The sequence below is a fragment of the Lysinibacillus sp. 2017 genome, assembly GCF_003073375.1.
In the GTDB taxonomy this organism is placed as follows: domain Bacteria; phylum Bacillota; class Bacilli; order Bacillales_A; family Planococcaceae; genus Solibacillus.
Window position 1 is genome coordinate 2682244 of sequence record NZ_CP029002.1, and the last position, 12518, is coordinate 2694761.

Annotated in this window: 11 protein-coding genes and 1 other annotated feature (1 of these 12 running past the window's edge); of the genes, 5 read left to right on the top strand and 6 right to left on the bottom strand. The window is 36.8% G+C overall.

All coding sequences use genetic code 11. The features are described from left to right. The first annotated feature begins 91 nt into the window (after nucleotides 1-91). On the top strand, nucleotides 92-988 hold the full coding sequence (locus DCE79_RS13080) for a TetR/AcrR family transcriptional regulator (RefSeq protein ID WP_108713477.1): 897 nt from the start codon (nucleotides 92-94) through the stop codon (nucleotides 986-988). A 49-nt stretch (nucleotides 989-1037) separates the two neighbouring features. Here DCE79_RS13080 and DCE79_RS13085 read toward each other — a convergent pair whose 3' ends face one another. Both DCE79_RS13085 and DCE79_RS13090 read right to left on the bottom strand, forming a co-directional pair. Then, a complete protein-coding gene (locus DCE79_RS13085) occupies nucleotides 1038-2480 on the bottom strand; it encodes a DEAD/DEAH box helicase (RefSeq protein WP_108713478.1) in 1443 nt (480 codons plus the stop codon). A 24-nt stretch (nucleotides 2481-2504) separates the two neighbouring features. Next, nucleotides 2505-3398, bottom strand: a complete 894-nt coding sequence (locus tag DCE79_RS13090) for a LysR family transcriptional regulator (RefSeq protein WP_108713479.1) — start codon at nucleotides 3396-3398, stop codon at nucleotides 2505-2507. 147 nt (nucleotides 3399-3545) lie between these two features. Here DCE79_RS13090 and DCE79_RS13095 point away from each other — a divergent pair, with 147 nt between their 5' ends. Both DCE79_RS13095 and DCE79_RS13100 read left to right on the top strand, forming a co-directional pair. Further along, nucleotides 3546-4736, top strand: coding sequence for a coenzyme F420-0:L-glutamate ligase (locus DCE79_RS13095; protein ID WP_108713480.1), 1191 nt, complete (start codon nucleotides 3546-3548; stop codon nucleotides 4734-4736). Between the two features lie 199 nt (nucleotides 4737-4935). Beyond that, entirely contained in the window at nucleotides 4936-6318 is a 1383-nt protein-coding gene (locus DCE79_RS13100; protein WP_108713481.1) for a branched-chain amino acid transporter BcaP, read from the top strand. An 88-nt stretch (nucleotides 6319-6406) separates the two neighbouring features. Here DCE79_RS13100 and DCE79_RS13105 read toward each other — a convergent pair whose 3' ends face one another. Next, a complete protein-coding gene (locus DCE79_RS13105; RefSeq protein WP_108713482.1) occupies nucleotides 6407-6823 on the bottom strand; it encodes a MarR family transcriptional regulator in 417 nt (138 codons plus the stop codon). Between the two features lie 120 nt (nucleotides 6824-6943). Here DCE79_RS13105 and DCE79_RS13110 point away from each other — a divergent pair, with 120 nt between their 5' ends. Beyond that, nucleotides 6944-7444, top strand: coding sequence for a CarD family transcriptional regulator (locus tag DCE79_RS13110; RefSeq protein ID WP_108713483.1), 501 nt, complete (start codon nucleotides 6944-6946; stop codon nucleotides 7442-7444). 69 nt (nucleotides 7445-7513) lie between these two features. On the opposite strand, the gene DCE79_RS13115 is transcribed toward DCE79_RS13110, so the two are convergent. After that, nucleotides 7514-8053, bottom strand: coding sequence for a hydrolase (locus tag DCE79_RS13115; protein WP_108713484.1), 540 nt, complete (start codon nucleotides 8051-8053; stop codon nucleotides 7514-7516). Between the two features lie 125 nt (nucleotides 8054-8178). Between DCE79_RS13115 and DCE79_RS13120 the strand changes: the two genes are divergently transcribed. Further along, nucleotides 8179-8676, top strand: a complete 498-nt coding sequence (locus DCE79_RS13120; protein ID WP_108713485.1) for a nucleoside-diphosphate sugar epimerase — start codon at nucleotides 8179-8181, stop codon at nucleotides 8674-8676. Between the two features lie 50 nt (nucleotides 8677-8726). Here the strand turns inward: DCE79_RS13120 and pheT are convergent, their stop codons facing one another. Beyond that, complete coding sequence (gene pheT / locus DCE79_RS13125; RefSeq protein ID WP_108713486.1) at nucleotides 8727-11132, bottom strand: phenylalanine--tRNA ligase subunit beta; 2406 nt, start codon at nucleotides 11130-11132, stop codon at nucleotides 8727-8729. A 14-nt stretch (nucleotides 11133-11146) separates the two neighbouring features. After that, entirely contained in the window at nucleotides 11147-12184 is a 1038-nt protein-coding gene (gene pheS, locus DCE79_RS13130; RefSeq protein ID WP_108713487.1) for a phenylalanine--tRNA ligase subunit alpha, read from the bottom strand. Between the two features lie 262 nt (nucleotides 12185-12446). Then, nucleotides 12447-12518 (bottom strand) — a binding site (T-box leader); it runs 162 nt beyond the window's last position.

A 12518-nucleotide genomic window follows, 5' to 3' on the forward strand; every position in this document is an offset into this window, starting at 1 on the left:
AATTCAACATTTTTATACCACGAGTCCAAAAACATTGAAATTTAATGATTGTACCATTAAAATTAAGCTATAAAATATTCGGGGGGACAACATGAATCAACGAAAAAGACAAGTGCTCGACTCCGCTCTACAGCTTTTTATCGAAAAAGGCTTTCATAATACTTCAATCCAAGACATTATTTCAAAGGCAATGATTTCAAAGGGGACATTCTATAATTACTTTTCTTCTAAAAACGAATGCTTTATGGCTATTTTAGAGCAAACTCGATATGAAGCCAGTTTACGAAGACATGAAATACTTCTTGGAAAAGATCCAACAGATGAAGACGTCTTAAAAGAACAAATTATCGTTTTAATGCAGATTAATAAACAGCAAAATTTAGTTTCTATCTTTGAAGGCATCTTCCAATCAAACGATACAGAACTTCTCAATCTTTTGACACGCTATCGATATATGGAAATCGAATGGGTTTCGAATCGTTTAATTGATGTTTTTGGAGAAGAAGCAAGACCTTATACATTAGAATTAGCCGTGGTATTTTTCGCTATGGTCCACCATCTATCCATGACTTATCGTACAATTTATGGCACTTCCAACGAAGCCAAGACATTCGTTACTGTAGCATTTCGTAATATTAAAGCTATATTGCCCGTAATGATGAAAAATAATGACATACTTATCACACAAGGATCCCTTCAATTGGTTGAATCCAACACAATTTATCAATCCATTACAAAAGATATGTTAATCGAAAAATTAACCGGCTTTAAAAATGAATTGAAATATGAAGATGGTCATTCTGTAAGTATTCAATTTACAGAAAGTGTGCTTGAAGAATTCAACCGCGAAACACTTCGTATAGCAGTCATTGAAACTTTGCTAAAAGCGTTCCGCGATTCACTTATAGGTACTTCCCACGAAGCAGAATCTATTGAAATTGCGAATATGATGTGGTACTACTTAAAAAATATACAAGAACCAAAATAAAAACATTCACTTCTAATCAACCAACTAGAAGTGAATGTTTTTATTTTATTTATTTACTTGTAGAAATATTTACTTTCAATTGTTTGCCTTTAATTGGCGTCGTTTTCATTGCTTTTAATACAAGGTTGCCTTTGCCATTTAAAATTTCAACGAATGTCGATGCATCTAAAATTGTAATAATTCCGATATCATCAGCTGTCATCCCCGGAATTTTCGCAAGTGTTCCCACGAAATCAACCGCACGTAATTTTTTCTTTTTCCCACCATTAAAGTAGAGCTTCATAATTTTTGCGTCTACTTTTGCACTCTTTTGCTTTTTCTTTTGTGGACGAGCTTGCATCTTTTTATCGAACGCATCTGCATTTGCTTCTACTTCTTCGTGTGTAGGTATAGCCATTTGTGGAATCTTAAATCCAACAAACTCTTCTAGTCCAGCTAAAAAATCATACTCATGCGGTGTAACAAACGTGATGGCTTTTCCTTCTAAACCCGCACGACCAGTTCGACCTGTTCTGTGCACATACGCTTCTTTTTCCATTGGTAAGTCGAAATTAATAACGAGTGAAATATTTTCGATATCAATCCCACGTGCCGCTACATCTGTTGCCACTAAATAGCGGAAATCTCCGCGTTTGAAATCATTCATAACGAGTAAACGTGTTGATTGTTCCATACCACCGTGCAGTTTGTCGACACTGTACTCACGGTCATATAAACGGTCATGTATTTCATCCACGCGGTCTTTCGTACGACAGAAAATAATACATGTGTCCGGATTTTCGACAACTACTACTTTTTCAAGCGTCGACATTTTCTCTCCATCAGGTACTTCCATTACCCCATGTTCAATTTTCGGTGCGGCTTCTTCTGTATGCACTTCAATATCCATCGGTTCTTTTAAGTAGCGTGATGATAAAGTTTTAATCGTTTCTGGAACTGTTGCAGAAAATAACATTGTTACACGTTCTTTTGGTAAATGCGATAGAATCGCTTCCACTTGTTCGATAAAGCCCATATTTAACATTTCATCCGCTTCATCTATTACGAGATAACGAATTTTCTCTAACTTCAATGTTCCTTTTTCAATATGGTCTAACACACGGCCTGGAGTCCCTACTACTACATGTGTTTTTTGCTTTAGTTCGTCCTGTTGATAACGGAAAGGCTGTTTACCATATAGTGCCGCTGCCTTAACACGTTTGTAACGGCCGATATTCGTGAATTCTTCCTTTACTTGAACCGCTAGCTCACGTGTTGGTGTTAACACAAGTGCTTGTGGCTTGTTTTCGATCCAGTCAATTTTTTCACAAATCGGAATCGCGAAAGCAGCCGTTTTCCCGCTCCCAGTTTGTGCTTTGACGATTAAATCTTTCTCTTGTAGTGCATGTGGTAATACTTTTTTCTGAACTTCTGTCGGTGCACTGTAATCTAAATCGCGTAGTGCCCCGATAATTTCTTGTGATAATTCAAATTGTTTAAACTCATTTGGCATTTTTATTTTCCTCAATTTCTATAGTTAATGCACGATTGCTGGATCCACAATCATAATAAATTTCCTTGCTGCGCGTGACAGTGGTACTGATTTCAAATGAACAATCCCGATATTTCGCTTTGGAATCGGTTCTTGTAGTTCAATTTCATATAAGATGCCCTTTTCGAGGTAATCCTTAGAAAACTCCCTCGTTACACTGCCTACACCTAAATTAATTTTCGCAAATTCTAATACTAAATCATGTGAGCCCAGTTCAAATTCAGGAGAAATCGCATATCCTTGTTCTTTTAAATAGCTTTCCACATAAATGCGGGAATTCGCCCTTTTTTCTAAAAAAATTAGCGGCAACTTCATAAGCATCTCCAAGCGAACTGGCTTTTTCACTAAGTTTTTATATTTTTCTCCACACACAAATATATCATGAATTTCTTTACAAGGGATAACTTGAAGGTGCTCATCAACGATTGGTAAGTTGCAAATTCCTAAATCTGCTTCGCCTGCTTTAATAAACGTTAATATTTCAATAGTCGTCCCATTTAATACTTTTAACTTAATGCCTGGGTATTTCAAATGAAATGCTTCCAAGTAAGGCAATAGGAAATAACGAGAAATAGTATCACCAACACCAATTCTAAGTAATCCCGTTTGTAAATTTCTAAATTCGGCTATTTTTTCTTCCCCAGCATCTAAAATACCAAGTGCCGAATTCACATATTCATGTAATAATTCTCCCTCATTTGTCAGCGTAACCCCTTTAGGTATACGATTGAAAAGAAGGGTTTCTAGTTCATTTTCTAATTTTGAAATAGCCTGACTGATTGCTGGCTGTGTCATATACAATTCAGCAGCTGCCCTTGAAAAACTCTTATTCCGACTGACGACATTAAAAATTCGATACAATTCTAATTTCGCTAACATATAACCACCACTTATACCTAGTATTAGTATTATTGATTTTACTTATATCACACAACTGCGTTATAGTAAATCTTGTGAGTTTAACCTATATAACTTATTCAACATGAATTTTATAAATATGAGCGTTATAAATAAGGAGAGATTATTTTGGAACGTGTAGTAGGAACAGTCGTACGTGGTCTTCGTGGCCCAATCATTAATGAAGGTGACGATATCGTACAAATCGTTGTCGATTCAGCATTAAATTCTGCAAAGGTTGAAGGCTTTGAAATTGAAGACCGTGATATCGTAACAGTAACAGAATCAGTTGTGGCACGTTCTCAAGGGAACTATGCAAAAATTACGGACATCGCTGCAGATGTAAACGCAAAATTCGGAGATGATACAGTTGGCGTTATCTTCCCTATTTTATCTCGTAACCGTTTCTCTAACATTTTAAAAGGCATTGCAAAAGGTACGAAAAAAATCGTCCTTATGCTAAGCTACCCATCAGATGAAGTTGGGAACCACTTAGTTACTTTAGATGAATTAGACGAAAAAGGCGTAAATCCTTGGACAGACGTTTTAACAGAATCTGAATTTCGTGGTCACTTCGGCTACAAAAAACATACATTCACTGGTGTTGACTATATCGAATACTACAAAGAATTAATCACTGAACAAGGCACTGAAGTAGAAGTGATCTTCTCAAACAACGCAAAAACAATTTTAAACTATACGAAAAGCGTTTTAACTTGCGATATTCACTCTCGCTTCCGCACAAAACGTATTTTAACAACTGCTGGTGCTGAAAAAGTATTCGGTTTAGATAACATTTTAACTGAATCAAATAACGGTTCTGGTTTTAACTCAAACTACGGTTTACTTGGTTCAAACAAATCAACTGAAGACAGCATTAAATTATTCCCAGAAAACTGCCAACCAATTGTTGACGACATCCAATCAAAAATCTTAGCTGCTACTGGTAAATTAGTAGAAGTCATGATTTACGGTGACGGTGCGTTCAAAGATCCAGTAGGCCAAATTTGGGAACTTGCTGACCCAGTTGTGTCACCTGCATACACACCAGGTCTTGACGGTACACCAAATGAAATTAAATTAAAATACTTAGCGGACAATGAGTTCTCTCAATTAACAGGCGAAGAATTAAAAGCAGCAATTAAAGAGTATATAACTAATAAGGAAGAAGATTTAACAGGTAATATGGCCGCTCAAGGTACAACACCTCGTAAATTAACTGACCTTATCGGCTCTTTATCTGACTTAACTTCTGGTTCTGGCGATAAAGGTACACCAATGATTTACATCAAAGGCTATTTTGATAACTACACAAAATAATCTTTCAAACTAGGTGCACGCAAACGCACCTAGTTTTTTTATTTCTACTTTATATATCACTTTCCCCTTATTCATTCTTCTATCTTGTCAAATTTGCACATTGCTTGTTACTTTAGTACTTCAACTCAATAAAGTTCTTTATTTTCGCACAAAATAATGATAATATTTTGATTATTGTAAAACAGAAATAGGGGTAATTATGAAAAAAATATTTAGAAAAAAACCAATTCGTGACCTTTTACATAAAGAGGGACGTTTACAACTCGCTAAAACATTAGGTCCGTTTGATTTAATCTTATTGGGTGTTGGTGCAATTGTTGGTACAGGGATTTTCATCTTACCTGGTACGGTTTCTGCCCAACATGCCGGCCCTGGAATTGTATTCTCATTTGTTGTAGCAGCGATTGTTTGTGCACTAGCAGGTATGTGCTACTCAGAATTTGCCTCTACTGTTCCCGTGACAGGTAGTGCTTATTCCTATAGTTATATTGTTTTTGGTGAAATTATCGCTTGGATTGTTGGCTGGGCTCTGTTACTAGAATATGGGCTCGCTACTGCTGCAGTTGCAACAGGCTGGTCAGGTTATTTTGTCTCATTATTAGACGGATTCAATATACATTTACCGCTAGCATTAACAGGTGCTTTTAGTCCAGAAAATGGGACATATATTAATTTACCTGCGATTTTAATTATTTTCACAATGGGCTATTTATTAATGTTTGGAATGAAAGAATCTGCACGTTTTAATACGGTAATGGTTGCCATTAAAATTAGTGTCGTTCTATTATTCATCATTGTCGGTGTGTTTTACGTAAAACCAGAAAACTGGTCGCCCTTTTTACCATTCGGCGTAAGTGGTGTGTTTAGTGGGGCCGCGCTCGTATTTTTTGCTTACCTTGGTTTTGATGCTGTGTCATCAGCAGCTGAAGAAGTAAAAAATCCACAACGCAATATGCCAATCGGAATCATAGGTTCACTCGTAATTTGTACCATTTTATATATACTTGTTTCCCTTGTATTAACGGGTATTGTTCCTTATACACAATTGAATGTAGCGGATCCTGTAGCATTTGCGATGCAAGTGATCAATCAAGGATGGATTGCTGGAATTATTTCACTTGGAGCCGTTGTTGGAATGATGACTGTAATTTTAGTCATGATGTATGGTGGTACACGTTTGCTTCTAGCGTTCGCGCGTGATGGTCTAATGCCAAAAACGATGTCAGAAATTAGCCCAAAACGAAAAACACCTGTCAAAAACACAGCTATTTTTACACTAATCATTTCTATTATCGCTGGATTTATTCCACTTGATACATTAGCGGAAATGGTGAATATGGGGACGTTAATCGCATTCGTTTTCGTATCGGCGGGAATCATTTATTTACGTAAAAATAAAGAGCTTCCAGAAGGCGGCTTTAAAGTACCTTTATATCCGTTATTACCCATTCTTTCGTTACTACTATGTATTTTCTTAATTAGCCAATTATCATTAAACACATGGATTGCTTGCGGTGTATGGTTTGTAATTGGTTTAATCATTTACTTTACGTACGGTAAAAAGCACTCAACATTAAACTAACTTTCGAATACTTTTATTCAAATTTAAAACACACTAATTTTGTTTTTTGAAAATTAGTGTGTTTTTTCTATTACTTGATTGTTCAATTTTATTCACTATCCTGCCAAGGCATATTTAGTAATTCTTTTAATTTTAAATAATTTTCATTACCAATATTGTGCTCAATTTGCTTTACAATTTTCACTTGGATTAATGCGCTTTTATCGATGACTTCATAACCTAATGACGTAAGTGTTGCATTTCTTTGTGTTTTAGGTGCTTTTATTAGCGCTGTTTGTACAATTCCTTTTTCTTCTAAACCATTAAAAAATTTATGTACCGCTTGTTTTGTAATATCCATTCTTTTCATAATTTCAGGGACAGTAGAGGCTCCTTGATTAATATGATTAATCACATACCACTCTGCAGTTGTCAGCTGAATATCATTTTGTTCATTCCAGATTTTTTCTGTTTCATCGCGTAAATGTTTATATTGTCTATATAATAATTCGATTATATCTACCATCAGTAGGTCCCCTTTCGCTTAATACTATAAGGAAAACGCTCTTTAAGGTCAACTAGGTTGACAAAAAAATTTATTTCTAATAAAATTAAGTTAACTTAGTTGACCTAGGAGGTTAAAAAAATGTATCAAGTTGGTGACGTTACATTTTATAATGTATACGGTATTTGTAAGATTGAAGGCATTGAAGAGCGTGAATTCCATGGACAAACTCAACTTTACTATGTTTTAAACTCCACACACTATCCTACGATGAAGCTTTATCACCCCGTTGATAGTAAAAATTCAAACTTAAAAAAAGTTCTAAGCAAGGATGCCGCATTAAGTTTAATGGAATGCTTTACGCAACCTGCTGGAGAATGGATTGAGCATTCAAATACAAGAATGCAACAGTTTAAAGTAACATTAAATTCAAACGATCATGTTCAAATTGCACAATTACTTAATACTCTTTCTCGTAAAAAAATTCAATTAGAAACTGAAGACAAAAAGCTATCTCCTCAATACTTACAAATACTTCAAAAACACTCACCCATTTTATGTGAAGAGTTAGCGATTGCACTTCATTTATCTAAAGAAGTCGTTCAAAAGAAAATCGATACCTTTACTAGACAAGCTGTATAATTGTAGGCAATCAATATTTTCCAAATAAAAATCGAGGTTGGCAAGTGTATTCCTGCTAACCTCGATTTTTTATTTTACAAATTTACTAATCAATTTAAATGTATCGCCTTTTGCTATTTGTTGCATTTCAAATAAGGCCATTTCAACACTTGTAATCGATGCACCAATCTGGAGCATTTTTTGAATACCCACTTCACGATCACCTGCAGTTCTTGATGATACACAGTCGGCTAATACTTCGACTTCATAGCCATTTTCTAATAAGTCTGCGGCAGTTTGATACACACAAATATGTGTTTCGATTCCTGCTAGTAATACCTTTTTACGACCGGTTTGCTCTAATGCCTGCACGAATTCCTCCGTCTGATAGGCACTAAACGTAATCTTTTCAATAGGTGCTTGATCGGTTAAATGCTGCGCAATTTCCTCCACAGTAACCCCTAACCCCTTTGGATACTGCTCCAACCATAAAATCGGTAATTCTAACGCTTTTGCTCCTTGCACAACAGTCGCAATATTTCCGATAACAAATTCACTCTCATCAACTATTTGCGCTAACTTCCCTTGAACATCAATTAATACGACTACAGTTTCTTCTTTGTTAAGCATACAATTCCTCCCCAATGTCACTTTCTATTTCATTATACTGAAATATCCTATAAAAAGAATGCCTATCTTTCATTGAAACGTAGAGGTTGACCCTGTATAGTTTAAAAGAGAAACGGAGGATTAACATGTTACGACTTAGTTGGCTCATAAGTATGGGCATTAGTTTATTTGGAGTCATGCTTATACAATACTTTTTTAAATTGAAACCTGAGGAAACGGCTGAGGTAGGTAATCTTGGTGCACTTGGATTAGCACTAGTTATACCCTTCCTTATATTAAGCATATTTATTACGTATCGCTTTTTTGTTGAAAGTGCTCGTCATGCACACGATCAATTGATGCGTATGATTTATTTGATTTTCGGTGTCGCATTACTTGTTGCATTCATTTATTATGCAAATGATTTTAAAAATGAAGTATACACGTCGCTAGGTGGCAATACGAAAACACTTGGCTCTCAAATATACGGTTTTCCAGTACTAAATGAGTATACAAACCATGTATTTGTTAACTTCTATACATTCGGGATCATACATACGATAAGTGGTTTAATAGGTGCGCTTGTCGGAATCATAAAACCTTCTAAAAAGGACTTAATTGAATCCGAAGAAACTGAACAATAAAAAAGCAGGTAGCGAATCACTTTTAAGTGAAACACTACCTGCTTTTTTTATTAACGTACTTCTGCGCCAGCTGTTGCTAATGCTTTTAGTACTTTATTATGTGCTGCTACTACTTCATCATCTGTTAACGTACGCTCTGGATCGAAGTATGTTAATGAGAAGGCTACTGATTTTTTACCTGCTGCCATTTTCTCACCTGCATAAACGTCGAATACTTTTACGTCTTTTAGTAAAGAAGTGCCCGCACCTTTAATGATGTCTACGATTTCACCCGCTGGCGTTGCGATATCAAGTTCTAATGCGATATCACGAGACATAGCTGGGAAGCGTGGAATAATTGAATAAACTAGCTCTTCTTTTGTTGCTTTAAGAATTGCTTGTAAGTTTAATTCTGCTACATACGTTTCTTTTACATTGAACGTTTTTTGTTCTTGTGGGTGTAGTTGAGCGATAACCCCAACTTTTTCACCGTCTAATAAAATCTCAGCCGTACGACCTGGGTGTAAACCGTCGAACTGCGCTTTCGCGTAAGATACACGAGCTGTTAAACCAAGCTTTGTAAATACGGCTTCAATGATGCCTTTTGCTACGAAGAAATCAACTGTTTTCTTCTCACCTTGCCATGTGTTGTCGATCCATTTACCCGTTAATACAAGTGCTAAATGCTCTTCTTCAAAAGGTAATTCTTCCGCTGTTTGACCAAGGAATACAGAACCGATTTCATATAATGCAACTGTTTCTGCTTGACGTGCTACGTTATAGCTTGCTGCTTCTACTAAGTGAGGAATTAAGCTTTGACGTAATGTTGAACGTTCTTCAGACATTGGCATTAATAATTTCGTTGTTTCTTCTGCTTTTAATGCGAATTTTTGAGAAAAAGCAGCAGAAGTTAATGAATACGTTACTGCTTGATATAGCCCTGCACCTTCCATGACGTTACGTACAACACGACGACCTGCTTGATAGGCTGTTAGACTACCAATTTGTTCGCTTGCTGGTAAGCTTACTGGAATTTCATCGTAGCCATACATACGCGCAATTTCTTCTACGATATCTTCAGGAATTTTAATATCTTGGCGACGTGTTGGCGCATCAATCACTAATTTACCATTTACTGCTTCTACTTCGAATTTTAAGCGATCTAAAATTGACAGCATATCTTCTAAAGAAATTTTCATACCTAAACGACCGTTAATGAAATCAGGTGATACTACAACACGTGCTGGCGCTTTATCTAATTCATCAACTAATACAGTGCCTTCTAATACTTCGCCACCTGTAAGCTCTGCAAGTAATTGTGCTGCACGTTCAGCAGCAGGAAGCACACGATTCGGATCTACGCCTTTTTCAAAGCGAGCTGAAGAATCTGAACGTAAACCGATTTCTCTTGATGTAAGACGAACTGAAGCTGCATTAAAGTATGCTGATTCAATTACGACCGTTGTTGTTGAATCTGATACTTCAGATTTTGCCCCACCCATTACACCTGCAAGTGCTTCAGCTTCTTGACCGTTTGTAATTACAAGGTTGTGGCTAACTAATTTACGCTCTTGATCATCAAGAGTAGTCATCACTTCGCCGTCACGAGCTAAACGAGTAACAATTTCACCAGTAGCTAGTTTGTCGTAATCAAATGCATGAAGCGGTTGACCGTATTCCATTAATACATAGTTTGTAACATCGACTACATTATTATGTGGACGTACACCAGCAGCCATTAAGTAATGTTGTAACCATAAAGGAGATTCCTTTACTTCAATGTTCTTGATAACTTTCGCTGCATACATTGGGTTCGCTTCTTTATCTTCAACCGTTAATTTTAAAACATCTTCTGCTTTTTCAGCTGAAGTTGTATATGAAATTTCAGGAAGTTTTACATCTTGGCTTAAAATTGCCGCTACTTCATAAGCAACACCTAACATGCTCATGGCATCTGAACGGTTTGGTGTTAAACCAAGTTCTAAAACTGTATCACGTAGGCCTAATACCTCTAACGCATCTGCACCTGGAGTGACGTCTTGTGGTAAGACATAAATGCCTTCAGCGTAAGCTTTTGGTACAAGACGACCTTCAATGCCTAGCTCTTGAAGTGAGCAAATCATACCGTTTGATTCTTGGCCACGTAATTTTGCTTTTTTAATTTTAATGCCGCCTGGTAATTTTGCACCTGGACGCGCAACGATTACCTTTTGACCTGCATCAACATTTGGTGCACCACAAACGATTTGTTGAAGTTCTTCTTCGCCAACATCTACTTGGCACACATTTAATTTATCTGCTTCTGGGTGTTTTTCTTTTGATACAACATGGCCGACAACGACATTTTTCATGCCTTGTGAACGATCGATAACTGCATCAACCTCGATACCCGCGCGTGTAATTTTTTCTGCTAAATCCTCAGCCGTTAATGACGAAATATCTACATATTGGCTTAACCATTTTAATGAAACTAACATTGATTTTCTCCCCCTTACACTTCAGCTTGGTGGAATTGTGATAAGAAGCGTGTGTCATTTGTATAGAAATGACGAATATCATCCACACCATATTTTAACATTGCGATACGCTCTGCACCGATACCGAATGCGAAGCCTGATAACTTAGTCGAATCATAACCAGCCATTTCAAGTACGTTTGGATGTACCATACCAGCTCCTAAAATTTCGATCCAACCTGTTTGTTTACATACATTACAGCCAGATCCTCCGCATTTGTGACAAGAAACGTCTACTTCAACAGATGGTTCAGTGAATGGGAAGAATGATGGACGTAGACGAATTTCACGTTCTGCACCGAACATTTTTTTCGCTAATGCATCAAGTGTTCCTTTAAGATCCGACATACGGATGTTTTCACCGATCACTAATCCTTCGATTTGCATGAATTGGTGTGAGTGTGTTGCATCATCTGTATCACGACGGAATACTTTACCTGGGCAAATTACGCGAATTGGTTCGCCTTTTTTTGCTTCCATTGTACGTGCTTGTACTGGTGAAGTATGTGTACGTAATAATGTTTCTTCAGAAATGTAGAATGAATCTTGCATGTCACGAGCTGGATGACCTTTAGGTAAGTTCATCGCTTCGAAGTTATAATAGTCTTTTTCAACTTCTGGACCTTCTACGATTTCATAACCCATTCCTAAGAATAAGTCTTCTATTTCTTCAATAACACGTGTTAATGGGTGACGGTTTCCTACACGTACCGCAGCACCTGGTAAAGTCACGTCGATTGATTCACTTTCAAGCTGTGCAAGAATAGCTGCTTCTTCTAATGCAGCTACCTTCTTCTCTAACTCAGCAGTTACGTTTTCACGTACTGTATTCACTAAAGCACCCATTTTTGGACGTTCTTCAGCAGAAAGCTTTCCCATTCCCTTTAGAAGGTCCGTGATAGGTCCTTTTTTACCTAAGTACGCAACACGAACTTCGTTTAATGCTTTTAAATCAGCAGCTTCAGTAATTTTTGCTAAAGCTTCTTGTTCTAATTGCTTTAATTGTTGTTCCATTTACAAATTCCTCCTACTTAAAATTTTACAGATAAAGTCTGGCTCAAATACCGTTGATTTCCGTTACGGTTACGCTTTCCGCGGGCACGGCTCCAACTAAATTCAATCGAAAAAAATCTCGATTGAATTGGATTTTCCGCTCGTGCTGTTCCCGCAGGAGTCGAACCTCCACTTCAATCAACTAGATAACCACTAATAAAATGTAAGCATTCTAAATCCATATCCATATTTTCTGAAAAACAAAAAAATCCTCGCCCCCTAAAAAAGGGACGAGGACGAGTTTCGCGGTACCACCCTAGTTATTGTAGACGAGTCTACAATCACTTCATTTGAG